Below are 17,064 nucleotides of genomic sequence, written 5' to 3' on the forward strand. Positions count from 1 at the left end.
TAAGGCATTGCAACTGGCCTATACAGCCACCGAATGCGCACCTTAATGTAGCGCGAAATAAACCGTTAAGGATTTCGGGCATGAAAGTCGCAACCGCTGCATATGATCTCGACTGGTTCGACAGCTGGGCGCAGTACGAAGACAAGCTGAATCGTTGGGTGTCCGAGGCCGCGAGGCAGGGGGCCGGGCTGCTGGTCTTTCCCGAATACGGCGCGATGGAGCTTTCGACGCTTGATGGTGCAGCTGCAGCTGGCGATCTGGAACGCTCGATCCGGGCGGTTTCCGACCGCATGGAAGATGTACAACACATACATCAGCGCCTCGCGAAAGAGTACAACACATACATTCTGGGTGCCTCGGCCCCTGTTGTGGATGGACCGGGCCGACCGGTGAATCGGGCCACGCTCTATGCGCCCGACGGTGGCGTTGACCATCAGGACAAGCAGATCATGACCCGGTTCGAACGTGATGCCTGGGACATCGCGCCGGGCGGTCCGCTGAAGCTCTTTGATACGGCTTTGGGAAAGATCGGCGTGCTGATCTGTTATGACAGTGAGTTCCCATTGCTGGGTCGCGCCCTGCAGGATGCCGACCTGATCCTGGTACCATCCTGCACTGAGGCCCTATCAGGATATTGGCGTGTACGCATTGGTGCGATGTCAAGAGCACTTGAAAATCAATGCGTTACAGTTATGTCGTCACTTGTCGGCAACAATGAGTGGTCTGAAGCCGTGGATATGAACACCGGCATGGGCGGTGTTTTTGGCCCGCCCGACAAAGGCTTCCCGCAAACCGGTGTTCTGGCCGAGGGGGTCCTGAACCAGCCGGGATGGACCTATGCCGATGTCGATCTGGGCGCAATCGCTGCTGTCCGCGCTGATGGTCATGTGCTCAACCGTGCTCATTGGGTCGAACAGGGTCCCAGAGTCGATTCAGTCACAATATCACCCCTTTAGGTGATTCCGCCCTTGAAATAAGGCCGAAATAAGCTCATTTAAGCGCACACCCTCGCAGATTCTGCGAGTGCAACTTAGATGTGGAGACAACATGGCCAAGGAAGATACGCTCGAATTTCCCGGTGTCGTGAAGGAACTCCTGCCTAATGCGACGTTTCGGGTCGAGCTGGAAAACGGCCATGAGATCATCGCACATACGGCAGGCAAGATGCGCAAGAACCGCATCCGTGTTCTGGCTGGCGACAAGGTTCAGGTCGAGATGACCCCGTATGATCTGACCAAGGGTCGGATCAACTACCGCTTTAAATAACGCTTCGCCCAATGGCGTTTATCCTCGGATCGGGCAGCCCAAGGCGGCTGGACCTGCTGGCGCAGCTTGGTGTTCATCCTGATGCGATACACCCTCCTGAGATCGACGAAACGCCTTTGAAAGGCGAGTTGCCGCTTCCCTATTGCAGTCGCATCACGCGCGAAAAAGTGCAGGCGGTTCAGGCGGATAGCGGTGATGTCACCCTTTGCGCGGATACCACCGTTGCATTGGGCCGCCGTATTCTGGGCAAGCCTGAAAATGCAGGGCAGGCCGCCGAATTCCTGCATGCGTTGTCCGGCAGACGCCATCGTGTGATCACTTCGGTTGCCGTACGCCGCGGTGAGAAAATTCTGCAACGCGACGTGGTTTCACAGGTCAAGGTAAAGCGCCTCTCGGACACAGAGATCAACGCTTATCTGTCGACGGGGGACTGGCAAGGCAAGGCCGGCGCTTATGCCATCCAAGGCCCCGCCGGAGCGTTCATCCCATGGATTTCTGGTTCGTTCACCGGCATCGTGGGCTTACCTCTGGCCGAGACTGCCTCGCTTTTGCAAGGCATCGGTTACCCCTTGTATCGTGGTGAGGTGTCATGAAAGGCCGCACAATCGTTCTGGACCATATCGAAGGCCGCGAAGCCGCCGCACTCATGATGGATGGCGCACTTGAGGACTTTCTGATTACCGGAGAGGCACCTCCTCCGGGCACCATCTATCGTGCGCGCGCCGAGCGCCCGGTCAAAGGGCAGGGCGGCATGTTTCTGACCACCCCCGACGGCCCCGCTTTTCTGCGGCAGGTCAAGGGGTTGGCTCCGGGGGCGTTGCTGCTGGTCCAGATCAGTGGTTACGCCGAGCCGGGTAAGGCGATACCGGTTACCAACCGCGTTCTGTTCAAAAGCCGCTTCGCCATTGTCACGCCCGATGCACCCGGCCTCAATATCTCGCGCAGCATCCGCGACGAAGACGAGCGAGACCGCTTGCTGGAAATCGCGCACGAGCAGATGGAGGACAGCCCGCATGGCCTGATCCTGAGGTCTTGCTGCGCCGGGGCGGAAAGCGACGAGATCGCGGAAGACATCGCTGCGATGCGTCTCCAGGCCGAACAGGTTCTGAACGACCCGGGCGACCAGCCTGAAACCCTCAGCGAGGGTGATGGCCCGCATATTCTCGCCTGGCGCGACTGGACTGACCCAGCCGAGGTCGTCACCGCCCCGGGTGGTTTCGAGGATCACGGCGTGCTGGATGCGCTGGACGTCGCGCGCGGCATCTCCGAACCTCTTGCGGGTGGCGGGCACCTCTATATCCAGCCCACGCGGGCACTGGTCGCGGTTGATGTTAATACCGGGTCGGACAGTTCGCTGGCGGCAGGAACCAAAGCCAACTTCGCCTGCGCCAAATCACTGCCTCGGGTGCTGAGAGTGCGCGGGCTTGGCGGACAAATCACGCTGGATCTCGCCCCAATGCCCAAGAAAGACCGCCGTGGGTTCGAGGCCGCCTTGCGCGCTGCCTTCAAAACCGATCCCGACGAGACCATTCTGGCCGGCTGGACCCCGCTTGGTCATTATGAATTGCAACGCAAACGTGCTCGCGTTCCGCTGACTGAGGTGCTGAAATGAGTTGCCCGATCTGCGGCGAAGATTCCGTCCACAGCTTCCGCCCCTTCTGTTCAAAACGCTGCGCGGATCTTGATCTGGCCAAATGGCTGAACGGGTCATACTCTGTTCCTTCACAGCGCGAAGAGGATGCGGATCCTGACGTTTCAGACGATGATCAAGGACAACCGCGTCAACATTGAAAAAATGTCAAAAAGCCTCTGGACACTCCCGATGGCAAATCATAGAACGCCTCCACCCAACGGTAAGTTCCGTTCCCGTGCCCGGGTAGCTCAGGGGTAGAGCAGTGGATTGAAAATCCTCGTGTCGGTGGTTCGATTCCGCCCCCGGGCACCACTCCCAACAGGTAAACTGCTGTTTCCCTTCAGCTTTAACCGGAGCTGACCAAGGGCGTAGTACGTGCTGGAGAACAAAACCGTTCACTTCTCATTCGTGAAAGCAGGGGCCTTCTACTTCGCGCGGCGGGTCAAGCATTTGCTTTGGCCACTGGGTCGGCTTGTGCTCGGCGGCATGTTGAGCGTTTTGACAAGTCAGTTGGCTTGATGCAGAATTTTGTGAAGCGTGCGGATTTACAAAATTAACAGCTTTTTTCGATGTGCCGTTGGTTGGGAAGTGACAGGTTGTGAGCAATCTAAAAGCCTGGTTGGCCTCCATAAAAATGGAAAAATACCTCACAGTTTTTGAGGAAAACTCTGTTGACCTCGATGTTGTGGCCCTGTTGACCGAAGAAGACCTGATCCGTCTCGATATCCCCTTGGGTGATAGAAAACGTCTCATACGGGCGGCGCAATCGTTGGAACTAAGCACAACTGTTGCGTCGATTCACGACCAAGAACCAACTGTGAAGGACAACCACAAGGAAGCGAGCACCTCTGAAAGGCTGATCGGCGAACTGCGTCAGATGACAATAATGTTTGTGGATTTAGTGAACTCGACTGGCCTGGTTCAGGAACTTGGTGTTGAGGCTTATCGGGATATATTAAAAGAGTTCCAATATTGTAGCACCGAGGCCATTCATGACAACTTTGGGTATTTTGCCCAATTTGTTGGTGACGGGGTCGTTTCTTATTTTGGTTTCCCATACGCGAATGAAGATGATGCTGAGCGAGCGGCATTAAGTGCATTGCAGATAAAGGAAAAAATTCGTCTTTGGGATTTAGAGTCGCCACAGGAGCTATCAGCGCGTATCGGCATCGCTACCGGTGATGTTGTTATTGAAGACTTAGATCATGTTAGTCAGTCAATGGACAACATCGCATTGGGAGATATCCCTAATTTGGCTGCTCGGCTTCAGACAATCGCGACACCTGGCCAAATTGCGATTTCTGAACGTACGCAGCAGATGCTGGGAAGCAATTTCCAATGCAAGGCGATTGGTGCCCACCGATTGAAAGGGTTTGCCGATCCTATTAAGGTTTGGTTGGTTGAGGGGGCCAAAAACACAGAACTTCGCTTTGACAAGCGTAAACGTGGCGATCTGACCCCTCTGGTCGGGCGCAAGCAGGAGCTCGACCTAATACATGGTCGTTGGATGATGTCTTGCCAACGGGAAGGGCAGGCAGTCTTTCTTTCCGGAGAATCCGGAATAGGAAAATCGCGCCTTGCGGAAGAAACCCTTAAGCATTTGGCCGTAGCGAATGGGCGACGCCTGGTGTTTCAGTGTTCACCATATCATCAAAACAGCCCGTTTTATCCGGTCAAGTCGCACCTTGATTATGTTATCGGTCTGGATGATGGGGACACCCAGGAAACGAAACTGAAGAAACTTCAATCATTTGTGGCGTCGGGCGAACAATACGCAAACGAGTTTCTTGCACCGCTTTCAGAATTCCTGTCGATCGAAGGAATTGAAAATAGTGATGTTTCGTCACCCGAAGGAACTAAATCTAGAATAACGAATGCGCTGCTACGTTACGTTGAGAAGATGTCTGAACAAAGTCCAGTCCTTATCCTTTTTGAGGATCTGCACTGGGTAGATCCATCATCGGAAGAACTGCTGAACACTTTGATCGACCGATTGGACGAGTTACGCGTGATGGTGCTTGGCACATATCGGCCTGAATACATTCCGCGTTGGCATGGTAACTCCAAGGTCACTACCCTTTCGTTGTCACGATTGAGCAATCATGAGACGCGTCAGCTTGTGGAGGTACTACTAAATTCTAGCGAATTACTCCGTACCGTTGAAGCGACAATAGCCAAGCGATCAGAGGGTGTTCCGCTGTTTATTGAGGAACTGGTTAACATGTTTCAGCGGGTTGGTCTGGATGGTGTTAATAACGCTCCGCTAAGCGACGGTTCAGTTTTTCCGACAACTTTAAAAGACCTGTTTCGTGCTCGGCTTGATCACCTTAACGTGGCGCCTGACACGATTTCAGTTTGCGCTGCCATGGGAAGAAGTTTTTCCTCCCAATTGGTGGCGGCTATGGCTGATCGCGATGTATTTGAAATCGAACAGGAGCTCAGCACTCTAGTTCGTGCACAGATTCTGGTTACGAAATCAGGTAGGAAAGAAGCCAGTTTTTCCTTTAGACATGCTCTAATTCGCGACACAGCCTACGATGCGATACTGCCTCAAAAGGCCAAGCAATTACACCTTCGTATTGCAAACGTTATGATGCGGGATTTCCCCAACTACTGTGATCGCAACCCGGAAATTCTTGCTCTTCATTTAAGAGAAGCCGAAAACCATGCGGCAGCTCGGGATCAATGGAATCTGGCAGCTCAAGTAAGTTTGCAAAAATTCGCGAGCCAAGAAGCAGTCGCGCACCTTTCAGCTGCTCTTGAAGCGCACAATAATCTGGACTGGGAAGCTGGGTCAGATCAGATTGAAATCGATCTGCGACAAAATCTATATTTGGCGCTTGAAATGCGTGGCTGGGGATCTCCTGATATTGGCGTAAACCTCGACCGGTTGATCCAACTCAAAGAGAAAGTAGGAGATAAAGAGGCCGTTTTCACCAATCTTAATCAACTCGCAGGTGACAATCTCATTGCAGGACGGCCAGACGTCGCGTGGGAGCATTGTGAACGTATGGCGCTTGTCATAGAATCCGAAACGTCATCAGCTATGCACACGCTTTGTCACCATTATAAGGGGATGGCGTCCGTTCTGTTGGGTGAATTCGACCGAGCGATTTCTCATTTTGATCTTGCCTTGAAATTTCACAAACAATCAAACCCCGAGGATATGCACCGCTACTATCCGGCGAACTCAGCCGTCGTTGACACCGTGATGCGGTGTTGGGCCATCGCGCTGAAGGAATTGACGCTCGAAGCAATTCAAGATGAGCTTGAGGTCGCAATTGCACTCACCAACTCGCAGACAAGTGAGTTTACCAGATGTTATGCGCTTAGCATCATTGCAACGATCTATTGTACAATAAACGACCCTGAACGATCCCTTGAGTTTGCCTCCGAGGCACATCGTATTAGCGAAAAGATTGAGTTCCAGTATTGGGAAGCGTGGTCAAGCATCATTCTGGGGTGGGCAGAAGCCAAATGCGGAAGCGCGGATGGCGGCATCGAAAGGATACGATCGGGTTTAGAGCGATACAAAGCTACTGGGTCGGGGCAGATAATAGCCTTTTCACATACATTGCTTGCTTCAGCTTGCCTGAGCAAAGGCGAAGTAGAAGAAGCCGCCAGTCAGGTTGCTGAAGCCATAAAACTCCTAGAAGATTCGCCGATAAAGTTTCATGATCAACTGACAGCTCAAGTCGCCTTAGAAGTCGAAGCTAGTTAAGAATATAGTCGTGCGATGGGTTAGCCAGCCAGTGATTGAACACGAAAAATGGGAAAATCCTAATAAAATTAACAATTTTGTGTTATGAGTAGCAATATTTTTATAATTGTTGGGGGTTAAAATGCGCAAACTATTTGCCCATTCTTGTTCTGCATTGTTTGGACTACTTGTGCTTTCGGCATGCTCTTCTGTGGCCGTCAATCCTATGAACGGAAAGCAATTTCGATCGACAGATGTGCCAGAGAAGAAGTTTCTAACCGCAATCTCTCCGCGCATCCAAGATGTCGTTGAAAAGAAAATCATTCCGGTCGATGACCTTACCGACTCACAAATGAACGAAATTTTAAGTGATTTACCTCGCCCGCCCTGTGAAGAAGGTAGTCCAACTGTGTCATGCGATAGAGACGCCAAGGGCAGTAGGATAATTTCCACCTATGGTTCGCTGTCAGGGATAACCACTTGGGCGTTTCTCCGAACCGCTTGGAGCCGTGGAAACTTATTTGGCAACAGGGATACGGTTGTCCGAGGCCGAATACTTGAAAGATGCCTTCATGACGAAAGCCTGCCTGGCTACTACTACGACGAAAACGCTAATAGACTTCGCCTTTGTGTTCTGATGGTTACTAAAATCGCTCGTCCTGCAGATGGTGTTAAAATCCGATTTCAGTATTTTCATGTTGAAGCCAATAAATTGGGTGTTGACAAAAAAAGAACACCTGATGGAGGGCCTTATGTGCCTTCTTATGATCCCGGGAACGTATTCTATGAAGCCTATCAACGTACAGACCTGCCGGTCAGCGCGGCTATAGCTGAAGGCTTCAGTCACAAACTTTATGCATACGGGAAAAACATTAAGGTCAAAGAGTATTGGGAAGCCAACATAAGAACTTTATTCGGCAAAGCTGATTTCGCTAGGTATAGAGCAGGTCAAAACATCCTCAGCGATCGCATAAAACTGTACTTTGACGTGAGCGATTTGGCTTGTGTCGATATGTTATTTCCTGGTGAACCGCCGTCAACACTACCAAAAGACGCGATAGCTGGTGTTCACTATTGTCTAGGGCGGTGCGCTGAACCGCCTATCGTGAACACTAAATAAGTCAACGAACTTTTGCGGCGGAAGGCCTCATCTCCAGGTGCCCGCCGCAAATGAGACGTGCGACCCAGGAAGCAATAAGCGCACGGGATCTTAGCGAGAATGCTGTACAACTACAGCCGCAAGAATGAACGGACAAGAACGCTGGGGCGTTCATACACGCTTTGGGTTTGTCGCGTTTCTGTGCCGCTCGAAGTGCTCGCTTAGGTTACTTATTGTTCGAGAGCGATAGGGCTTTTCCAGCCCCATGCTGAGTGTTTTCGGCGAGGATTGCACAAACCGTTATCTTAGGCGCTTTTAAAGGTGTGCCGACGGTTGTGACTGAAAGGTGTCGAATTTTCGGGCATCGACGAGTATGGTGTCCTAAAGCTAATATCGTTATTTTACTAGTGAGTGTGAGAGCTGCGTAAGTAGGCACCTTTCGATTTCGCGAGGTCGGTGCCCGGTTTGAGTCGATGCGGTCATATTTATACTGATAGAAGCATATGACCGGCCAGGCCACCGAGGCTGGTAGATGTTCCCAATTTCAGCTCACTGCCGTAGGCGTTCAAAAGATCTACGGAGATGGCCAATCCCAAGCCGGTTCCGCTTACAGAGGTGTCCAGCCGACCTCCGGAACGCAGCACCCCTGCACGTGCGTCTTCCGGAATTCCAGGTCCGTCATCTTCGATGGATATCTCAATTCCATCTGCAACACGTTTCGCGGTGATGTGAACGCTTGTTCTGCACCACTTGAGGGCGTTGTCGAGTAGGTTTCCAATCACTTCTTCAATGTCCTGAGTGTCCATTCGAACCTGCAGTCCATCCTCGCAATCGGTTGTAAGTGATTTCCCTTCGCGTTCTGCCATGACCGAGAATAGCCTGGATAGTCTGGCGACCGAATTCGACAGATCAGTTCGGGAGTGCGTAAGTTCAGCGGTGTTTGACGCACGCATGCGCGCGAGAGAACGCTTGAGCTGGGCATCAATCCTGTTCAGCGCGTCTTCGGCAGGTTCTGTATTTGCTCCGTTGTCCGACAAACTTGTCAATTCGTTTCGAAGTATAGCGGTTGGAGTTTTAAGCGCGTGCGCCAAATCCGCCGCCTGCCGTCGAGAGCCAGACACAATTTCGCGGTTTCTGTGCAGCAACTGATTGAGGTCTTCGACAAGCGGTGAAACCTCCTCTGGATAGTCTTCCGGGTTCAGGTCGTCTCCCTTGTCCCAGCGATGCGTCACATCCGTGCGTAGCTTCGTGAGCGGGCCGACAATTGCAGACATTAATAGCAGAGAGCCGGCAACTCCGATTAAGCCGACCAACCCGAAAACCGGAAGCAAGTTGTTTTGAGCAGCCCGACGTTCGCGGATCAACTCAAGCCTGCTTTCGGCAACGGTCACGCCCCATTCGGTTCCGTCTTCGAACGTGATTTTCTGATAAACGCTGCGAACGGCCTCGTTATCCGGGCCTGACGTGTTCCACACGACTGCCTCTTCTTTCACACGTGCGGGTTCGGAAATTGTTTCGTCAAACAACGAGGCAGAAGTAAATGCAGCTCCGTTTCCGTCCGTCACCTGCCAGTATCGGCCTGAGTACGGCGTACCATAGGCCGGGTCGAACATAAGATCGCGCAAAGCCTCAGGGTCATCCGTGGTCGCGCTCAACCCAACAACGAGTTGGGTGTGCCTATCGCGCAGCGTCTCGTCGAACTGGCCAAGAACGCGGGTGTTGATGTAGGAGAATACAATCAGAGTTCCGACGCCGACAGAAAGCGCTCCGGTGGCGAGGCCGCCAAGCAAAGCGCGTTGGCGCAGTGATAACATCAGACGGTATCGATCATGTAGCCGCGCCCTCTGACCGTTGTGATGAGGTCCGAGCCCAGTTTCTTACGCAGGCGGGTTATGAAAACAGCGATAGTGTTGGAATCCCGGTCGCCGTCGTATTCGTAGATGTGCTCTGACAATTCTGTGCGCGACACCATGCGTCCGATATTGTGCGCAAGGTATGTCAGGACCGCGATCTCCTGCGCGGTCAGATCAACGGGAATTCCGCCCACGCTGACCCGCCCGTTTCGCGTATCCAGGGAAACGTCCCCCATCTCGATCACAGGGTTCAACTGACCGCTCTGTCGACGCAGGATTGCGCGGACACGTGCGGCCAATTCTGGCATATGAAACGGCTTGGTCATGTAGTCGTCCGCACCAGCATCAAGGCCATCCACGCGTTCGCTCCATCCATCGCGGGCCGTAAGGATCAACACCGGTGTCTTAACCCCAGCGCCGCGCCATTCACGCAGGACAGAGATGCCGTCGCGTTCCGGTAAACCAATGTCGAGGATGATCATGTCGTATGGTTCGGTCGATCCCAGGTGAAGCGCGTCCGTTCCATTGTCGGCCACATCTACCACGCGGCCTTCTGCATTTAGAAGTTTCTTAATCTGCTCGCACAGCTGCGGCTCATCTTCGGCTAGAAGTACTCTCATACTCGAAAACTACAGTCACTACCGGTTTGGTTTAAGCTTTATTTTTTGCCGTTTCCTTTGCCGTTCCCGCCAGAATTCCCGCCGCCGTTGCCACCGCCGTTTCCGCCACCGTTGCCATTGCCACCACCGTTGCCATTCCCGCCGCCGTTTCCACCACCGTTGCCATTGCCGCCGCTGTTGCCGTTCCCTTTGTTTCCGTTGTTTCCACGGCTCGCTGAGGCTCCGCGGTTGCTATTGGTATTGCGATTGTTCGCTTTAGTGGGGTTTGAACGGGCAGCGTTCGATATTTGACGGCCAATACTGGATCGATTGGAAACGACGGTACCGGTTTGGGCATTCACAATCACGCTGATGATTTTTCCATCAGGCTTTTTGACGAGAATGCGATAGTAAATCTGATCAGCCTGAAACGCACGCGCATCGACCGGGATACCGCCATAGGCATTCTCTACACCATCGATAACCCGTTTTAGCCGGAGAGTGCCACCTGTCAGGGTCGCCTTGCGCAGTTCACCTTGCTTGAGCTCGCGTGTTTGGGCAGTCGCTTCCCCATTGGGTGAAGCAACAAGCACGCTTGCAGCCAGCAAGAATACGTACGCACGCATGAAAGTCCTCGTATTTCCTGGCGCAAGATTACGCGGCCCGACATGAACCGATGATGAACAAGCAGTTACCTCTGCGTTCAAGCACACTCAAGTTCAATGGCCAAGAAGATGAACGATTCGTGCATGAATCAAGACGCTTGAACATTAATATCTGGTTCTAAGAACTGGTGTTTGCTGCCGTCCGGCGAGGAGATCGATATGAAGACCACTACTTTGGGACTGATAAAAGCCTCAACCTTGGCAATCGCTTTGCTGGGGTCGACAGCTATTGTCGCCACCATTGCCGCTCCGGACGTTGCTTTTGCTAAGGAAGGCAAAGGCAAGGGGGGTGGAAACGGCAACGGTGGAAACGGTAACTCCGGCAAAGGAGACCGCGGTGACAACAGCTCTGCCGGAAACAAGGGCGGGAAAAAGGGTGCCGAAAAAAACCGAGTTGGCCGAACTGCAGGAAAATCCAAAGTCGGCAACTCAAAGTCAAAATCTTCGCGTTCTACTGCAGCTAAAGGTGGCCGTTTTTCATTGAAGGACATCTTCGGCAGCAAAGACAAATCGCGAACATTAGCTACTTCAAAGAAAAAATCGATCATCGGTGGTGGAAAGCAAAAGCCAAGGACGCAAAAGAAGCCTTCAAAAACAGTGATTGTTGAAGAATCCATTCGCCCAGAAGTCCGGACTAAAGGTAACAGGATAGCTGCGCTTCTTGGTGCCCACCCGTCGGAGTTGGGTGCTTTGAACGCGGCCAACGCCAGCCCAACTGCATTGGCGAATGCATCGCCCAATTCTCGGGTTGGTCGCATTGGCAATTACCGCGATACCGTCTTGGCTGGAGATGCATTGCGTGAGGAGCTTGCAGAACAACTTGAACAGCTCACCGATCTGGAGCCACCGGCGCGGACAGTTCCTGAAATCGAGGAAGATCTGCAAACTGCGCTGGACAATGTTCAGGAAAACCAGGTGCGCGTCGGGGAGCTTGAACAAGCGTTGGAGGACGCGGGTGGAACCGACCCAGAAATAGAAGAACAACTCGAACAAGCGCGCGCAGATTTGGAGAGTTCGGTCGAAGAAGCACAAGACCTGAACGATGAAAGACAAGCCGCAGTTGAGTACGAAGAAGCGACTGAAGAGGTTCAGGAGTTGGTCGATCTGGTTGAAGAACAGGAATTGACCGAACGGGAAGCTTTGGAAGCCGCAGCCAACAAACCTGTCACCGATGCCGTTGAGGCGGAGGTCAAGTCTCTTCTGGGTCTGTAAGCACAGACCAAAGCTCCCTCAGCTCATATAACCCACAGTGCTGACTACTCACGGAAGTACTGCATGCTGGGCCAGCCGCATGCTTCGTAGGGATGGGAAGTGGCTGGCCTACATTATTCTCGGGCCTAGCCAAGCCGGCGTAGGCCGCAAGCGTTTTTTGTGACGTGCCAAAAAAGAAATCCCGCCCCAAAACGGAGCGGGATTTAGTTTTCAATTCCAATAATCAGGACAGATATCGGGAATTGTGTGGGGGTCTGCTGAACTGCCTTCAGACGTTGTTATGTGCCTCGGAAAGCCGCTTGTTTTTGACGATCTGTGTTAATGCATTTTCGATAGGAGGGAAGCGACCACTGCTCGATTTGGTCGTGGTTGACAAACGTTCTTCGGCGCTTTGGCCGGAAGTTTGCATCACAGCTGTTGTGCTGGACTCTTCAGTCACAAAGGCAGGCTTAATCATGCGTTTCCCCTTGTCAGCGATCAAATGGTTTACCACTCGTTTGATCCAACAAGAACACTATGCCTCAGCTTGGTTGAACACTTTGAGAATACATTGTTCACATTCAGTTAATGTTGTTCTCGAAACAAAGACAAACGAACTACCGGGCGGCATGGTGGGTGAAAAGGATCTACTCTGGCCTCTTTGGGGGTAGAGAGAAACGCCCAGCGTTAGCCCCTTTGGTTGCCGACATGGCCGCCGCGCCGAGGACATCGCTTCGCCGATATACTCGTCAATGCCCGTTCACGAGCAATCTGGACCGTTAAGCTGATGAAGGGCGCTGGGAATGATAATAGCTGTTGGAATTTTGACGATAACTTTGACCCTGCAGGGCACGTCAATTGGAAGTTTAAATCACAGATAGTTGGGCTTTGGCACTGGGTAATGTCATGGAGCCGACACAACTGCGCCTATGCTTGCGAAATCCAAGCCCAGACATTGCCCCTTAGGCCCGCGAAAAAAAGGCGACGCAGTGTGTCCCGCTCGGGAAGGCTAAGAACTATCACCGGGTGACTACATCTATGAGGGGTATGTCCGGGACGACGACCCCAGCTGATGGGGATTGCGGTGCAAAAGATACTATGTGCGAGTCGGAGACTAAGTTTGCGATGTAAACCGTGACACGTTCCAAGTGTTGAACCTAATCGGGGCAATCGCCGGTATTCTGAATTGAATGCTTTGGCAGTTCCTCGCACTAAATTCAGTTCGCGACCACAGGTTGTCCTATGGCATTTGAAAGTATGGGATCATAACCGCCGTTTTTTACATGCAGAATAAACGTCATCATCCTGAGAGCCGCACCGAGAGCTTGGAAATCGCCGGGCTCGTTAAGAATACGCGTTTACTTTGTATTCCCCGAGTGATGAAATCATCAAAATTCTTAGCATTCGTGCGGTGGCCGAAGCGCAAGTAAGAAACCGAAGGCAAATATGGTTCAGGAAATCTGGCTGCATATTGGCACTGCCAAAAGCGGTACCACAGCGCTTCAGCACTATTGTAATGAGAACTCTGCCACGCTCGAAGATACAGGGCTATTATATGCTACCGCCAAAGGGCATTCCTCGGTCAATAAGCTTGCTGTTGCGATCAACAAGCATCGTCTGGAGCAGCTTGAAGAGATATCCTCACATCTGACACAGCAAATTCGAACCTGCACAGCCCGAAAGGCTCTGATTTCGTCAGAGATGCTGTTTGGAATGTCGCCCGCCGATATCATGGAAGCGCTTCCTGTGCTTGGACAGTATCCTTTAAATTTGTTGGTCTATTTCCGTCGGCAGGATCGCTATATCGAAAGTAAATACCTGCAGAAAATGAAGAACGGTCGATTCCGGGGGACGATCTGGGAATACATCGATAAGTTCGATGGTTCCGGATCGGATTACTATGCGGAATTGCGGCCGTGGTTCAATCTGGAATGCGATATCCATCCACGTATCTGCGAACGCGACAGTCTGATCGGGGGATCGACAGTGACGGACGCTCTGTCTGTGATGGGTTTCGATGACCTGGCGCGTTTGGTGCCCAAAACGCGGGTTGAGAACACCTCTCCCTCCCTTGGGCGCATTCAGTTGCTGCAGGCCTTGGCAGAGGCAGGGCATCCGAAAATCCGTCAAATACAAAGGGCATTGCCACCGGATCAGAGTGGAAAGGCGCGGATGCTGACGCAAGCTCAACGCCGGGACTACGTGAGCAAATATGAACAGGGTAATGAGGCGCTGCGCCAGTCCTTCTTCCCCTCTCTACCGCAGCTGTTTTCGACTGATGATCTGGAAAATGGTTCAGATCAGGTATCTTCGGGCTATACACCGGAGCAGATCGCAGAGATCAAACAAGTGTTTGAAGCGGTATTGCGATCGAAGGCCTGAGTTGAATAAACGCCATACGCGGGTGCGCGTTAGCACGTTTCGGACAATGTTGGGATTTTGGTAGCGGAGGAGGGACTTGAACCCCCGACACGCGGATTATGATTCCGCTGCTCTAACCAACTGAGCTACTCCGCCATGAGTGAGAGGCGATTTAAGCGAGGGGCCGGGGAGGGTCAAGAGGGAAAAGCGTGCCCGTCGAGATTCTTTGCTTGGTCTCTCAGCGAGTGCTACGTTTTGTTGTGAGGCCGTGGGTTTTCTCGGCGATTTGGCGAATGAAACGCGCACAGGCTTCGGGTTCGGTGATCAGGATCATATGGCCGCACTGCTCTAATTCCTCAAAGGTCAGGCCAAATTTCGTCATTGCCGCGCCGTGGACCCTGGCTGACAGGATTGGGTCTTCGCTGCCGTACAGGATACCACCGGGCGTTTGCAGTTCACCATAACGCTGGTTCAATGCGCCCATGCTGGATTCGACACCGATGACGTCTTGCGATGCGGTAATGAAGGCCGAGGGGCGCAGGCCGAGGGCACCTCCGGCACGATCCAGAAAATCATTGGGCGCGGGTTCGGGGGCGAAGACGTCTTTCAAGACGAGGGGCGCAGTTTTTCGGGCCATCGGGACGGCGATCGTGTTGCCGATGAGGTTGCGCAGCCACTCGGTGCGGATTTCCAGTGGTTTGAAGACGGCAGGCGGTGTGGGCATTGCCTGAGTCAGGGGAGCCAGCAGCGCCAGCGCCGCCGTTCTGTCCGGGTAGTCCAGAGCCATTGCCAGTGACACGGCGCCGCCGAGCGAGTGACCAACCAATATGGCTTGATCGACATTCTTGGTTTCGAGAAACGCGTGGATCATGCGGGCCTGTTCAGGCAAGGCCGCCAGTTGAGCAGTATCGCGGGTGGAATAGCCACAGCCCGGACGGTCGACCGCGAGAACGTGATAATCCTGCGCAAGGTCATCCATCAGCGCATAGGTGAAATGCTGCAACTGGCCCGAGAGGCCGTGGATCATGACGATGGTCGGGTTGGCGGGGTCGCCTTTTTCGACATAGTGGATGCTGCCACCCGGAACAGGAACGATCTGTCCCAGTTGCGGCACCATCTCGGTACCCTGCCGCGTCAGGCGGCGGGTCCAAAGGTGCATGCCCAGCAGGCAAGCCACCAACAGCAAGACAATCGTTAGCAGGATCGACATCAGGGATCTCCGGTTGTTTCTGTTAGGGCATGGTATTGCTCGAGCCCCGATCGCACCATGCGTTTTCTGAACTCGGAGACTGTGCCCGGCCAGAGCGTCGTGTTGCGCCCGTTGGCGTCCTGATACCACGAGGTGCAACCGCCAGATTGCCAAACGCTCTCAAGGTGGCGCTCTTGCATTTCTTGCGTGAACGCAGCCTGCTTGTCGGCATCCGGGGTAATGATGCGGAGGCCATTCGCACGCATCCCCGACAGAACGCGGCCGATATGGGCGACTTGCGCTTCGATCATGAGCACAACCGAATTGTGCCCCAGCCCGGTATGGGGTCCTAGAAGGATGAAGAAGTTGGGAAACCCGGCGATTGCGGTGCCAAGGTTCGCCTTCATGCCATCGGTCCAAGCTTGTTTCAGGGTCAGACCATCAGCACCCGTGATGTCGAGATTGTCGACCATGTCAGTCACATGGAACCCGGTTCCCCAGATCAGAACATCGGCCTCGATCTCATCGCCGTTGCTTGCCGTAAGACGGTTTCCGTCAATCGAAGTGACCGCACGAGGCACCACATCTACATCGTCTCGGGCCAGTGCCGGGTACCAGTCGTTTGAGCTTAGGATGCGTTTGCACCCGATTGTGTAATCGGGCGTCAGCGCCGCTCTCAGTGTTGGGTCGGATATTGCGCTCTCCAAAGCCTGTCGCCACATTTTCATTGCAAAGTCGACGGCGCGGGGTTCGCCTCGGAATACGCGGTGGCGAAACTCGAACAACATATAGATCAATTGGCGCCGGATGCGGGGCAGCAGCGGAAGGTGCGCGTACAAGCGGCGCACCCATGGAGCAATCGGGCCGTCCGGGCGAGGCAGAACGTAGGGTGCGCTGCGTTGGAAAATGGTGACGCGGGCTGCGGTTTTAGCGATCTCGGGGATGAATTGAACTGCTGAAGCTCCGGTCCCGATAACGGCGATCCGTTTGCCGCTCAGCGAAACGTCATGATCCCATTCCGCGGAATGAAAGCTGAGGCCGGGAAAGCTACTGGCGCCTGGTATCTGCGGAATGCGCGGCACATGCAGTGCGCCGATGGCCGAGACCAGAAAGCGCGCTGACCAGCGGTGGCCATCCTCTGTTTCAACTTGCCATCGGGAGCCGTCCCAATGGGCGGATTTGAGTTTCTGATGAAAATGGCAGAGCTCATATAGCCCTTCGTCCCGCGCGATACGCTGCAGATAGGACTGGATCTCAGGGCCACCGGCATAGGCGCGGGTCCAATGCGGGTTGAGGTGGGTTGCCATTGAATAAAGATGCGAGGGTACATCGCAAGCAACGCCGGGATAGGTGTTTTCGCGCCATGTCCCGCCGATATCGCTGGCTTTTTCCAGAATGGTAATGTCCGATAGCCCGCGCTTGCGAGCCTCAAGTGCCATAGTCAGGCCCGAGAACCCGGCTCCGACGATCAGCATGTCGGTTTGCGCCGCCATCTCTGCCTCCCCTTC

The 17,064-nt window shown here is 53.4% G+C and carries 16 protein-coding genes and 2 tRNA genes; 11 read left to right on the forward strand and 7 right to left on the reverse strand.

Annotation, left to right across the window (positions count from 1 at the left end; genetic code table 11):
* Positions 1-80 precede the first annotated feature (80 nt).
* The 8 genes from ACR3EM_RS01145 (at position 81) to ACR3EM_RS01180 (ending at position 7,719) form a co-directional block, all read left to right on the forward strand.
* Positions 81-956 carry a carbon-nitrogen hydrolase family protein gene (locus ACR3EM_RS01145; protein ID WP_480468989.1) on the forward strand — a complete coding sequence of 292 codons (876 nt, stop codon included), beginning with the start codon at positions 81-83 and terminating at the stop codon, positions 954-956.
* 91 nt (positions 957-1,047) lie between these two features.
* Entirely contained in the window at positions 1,048-1,266 is a 219-nt protein-coding gene (gene infA, locus ACR3EM_RS01150; RefSeq protein ID WP_005978431.1) for a translation initiation factor IF-1, read from the forward strand.
* Positions 1,267-1,277: 11 nt separating this feature from the next.
* Positions 1,278-1,859, forward strand: coding sequence for a Maf family protein (locus tag ACR3EM_RS01155; protein WP_480468990.1), 582 nt, complete (start codon positions 1,278-1,280; stop codon positions 1,857-1,859).
* On the forward strand, positions 1,856-2,878 hold the full coding sequence (locus ACR3EM_RS01160; RefSeq protein WP_480468991.1) for a ribonuclease E/G: 1,023 nt from the start codon (positions 1,856-1,858) through the stop codon (positions 2,876-2,878). Before ACR3EM_RS01155 ends, ACR3EM_RS01160 begins: the two co-directional genes overlap by 4 nt.
* On the forward strand, positions 2,875-3,057 hold the full coding sequence (locus tag ACR3EM_RS01165; RefSeq protein ID WP_480468992.1) for a DNA gyrase inhibitor YacG: 183 nt from the start codon (positions 2,875-2,877) through the stop codon (positions 3,055-3,057). The genes ACR3EM_RS01160 and ACR3EM_RS01165 overlap by 4 nt, the downstream gene beginning before the upstream one ends.
* Before the next feature lie 79 nt (positions 3,058-3,136).
* Positions 3,137-3,211: transfer RNA gene (locus ACR3EM_RS01170), tRNA-Phe, on the forward strand.
* Positions 3,212-3,497: 286 nt separating this feature from the next.
* Positions 3,498-6,620 carry an adenylate/guanylate cyclase domain-containing protein gene (locus ACR3EM_RS01175; RefSeq protein ID WP_480468993.1) on the forward strand — a complete coding sequence of 1,041 codons (3,123 nt, stop codon included), beginning with the start codon at positions 3,498-3,500 and terminating at the stop codon, positions 6,618-6,620.
* 121 nt (positions 6,621-6,741) lie between these two features.
* Complete coding sequence (locus ACR3EM_RS01180) at positions 6,742-7,719, forward strand: hypothetical protein (RefSeq protein ID WP_480468994.1); 978 nt, start codon at positions 6,742-6,744, stop codon at positions 7,717-7,719.
* A 464-nt stretch (positions 7,720-8,183) separates the two neighbouring features.
* Here the strand turns inward: ACR3EM_RS01180 and ACR3EM_RS01185 are convergent, their stop codons facing one another.
* Complete coding sequence (locus ACR3EM_RS01185) at positions 8,184-9,311, reverse strand: ATP-binding protein (RefSeq protein WP_480468995.1); 1,128 nt, start codon at positions 9,309-9,311, stop codon at positions 8,184-8,186.
* Positions 9,312-9,371: 60 nt separating this feature from the next.
* Between ACR3EM_RS01185 and ACR3EM_RS01190 the strand changes: the two genes are divergently transcribed.
* The gene (locus ACR3EM_RS01190) at positions 9,372-9,506 is read left to right on the forward strand and encodes a hypothetical protein (protein WP_480468996.1); all 135 of its coding nucleotides are present in this window, start codon (positions 9,372-9,374) and stop codon (positions 9,504-9,506) included.
* Positions 9,507-9,511: 5 nt separating this feature from the next.
* Here ACR3EM_RS01190 and ACR3EM_RS01195 read toward each other — a convergent pair whose 3' ends face one another.
* Together ACR3EM_RS01195 and ACR3EM_RS01200 are read right to left on the reverse strand one after the other, a co-directional pair.
* Positions 9,512-10,171: a response regulator transcription factor gene (locus tag ACR3EM_RS01195; RefSeq protein ID WP_480468997.1), complete on the reverse strand. Its 660-nt coding sequence runs from the start codon at positions 10,169-10,171 to the stop codon at positions 9,512-9,514.
* Between the two features lie 38 nt (positions 10,172-10,209).
* Entirely contained in the window at positions 10,210-10,776 is a 567-nt protein-coding gene (locus ACR3EM_RS01200; RefSeq protein ID WP_480468998.1) for a PepSY domain-containing protein, read from the reverse strand.
* Positions 10,777-10,974: 198 nt separating this feature from the next.
* Between ACR3EM_RS01200 and ACR3EM_RS01205 the strand changes: the two genes are divergently transcribed.
* A complete protein-coding gene (locus tag ACR3EM_RS01205) occupies positions 10,975-12,027 on the forward strand; it encodes a hypothetical protein (protein ID WP_480468999.1) in 1,053 nt (350 codons plus the stop codon).
* Between the two features lie 268 nt (positions 12,028-12,295).
* On the opposite strand, the gene ACR3EM_RS01210 is transcribed toward ACR3EM_RS01205, so the two are convergent.
* Positions 12,296-12,484 (reverse strand): hypothetical protein, encoded by a 189-nt coding sequence (locus ACR3EM_RS01210; RefSeq protein WP_480469000.1) that lies wholly within the window; start codon positions 12,482-12,484, stop codon positions 12,296-12,298.
* Positions 12,485-13,452: 968 nt separating this feature from the next.
* On the opposite strand from ACR3EM_RS01210, the gene ACR3EM_RS01215 reads away from it, so the two are divergent.
* Positions 13,453-14,388, forward strand: coding sequence for a hypothetical protein (locus tag ACR3EM_RS01215; RefSeq protein ID WP_480469001.1), 936 nt, complete (start codon positions 13,453-13,455; stop codon positions 14,386-14,388).
* Positions 14,389-14,446: 58 nt separating this feature from the next.
* Here ACR3EM_RS01215 and ACR3EM_RS01220 read toward each other — a convergent pair.
* The 3 genes from ACR3EM_RS01220 to ACR3EM_RS01230 all read right to left on the reverse strand — a co-directional run bounded on the left by ACR3EM_RS01220 (position 14,447) and on the right by ACR3EM_RS01230 (position 17,049).
* Positions 14,447-14,523 (reverse strand) — tRNA-Met (locus tag ACR3EM_RS01220).
* An 82-nt stretch (positions 14,524-14,605) separates the two neighbouring features.
* Entirely contained in the window at positions 14,606-15,577 is a 972-nt protein-coding gene (locus ACR3EM_RS01225) for an alpha/beta fold hydrolase (RefSeq protein ID WP_480469002.1), read from the reverse strand.
* Positions 15,577-17,049, reverse strand: coding sequence for a flavin-containing monooxygenase (locus tag ACR3EM_RS01230; protein WP_480469003.1), 1,473 nt, complete (start codon positions 17,047-17,049; stop codon positions 15,577-15,579). Before ACR3EM_RS01230 ends, ACR3EM_RS01225 begins: the two co-directional genes overlap by 1 nt.
* Positions 17,050-17,064: the final 15 nt, after the last annotated feature.

The sequence above is a fragment of the Ruegeria sp. AH3 genome, assembly GCF_056536265.1.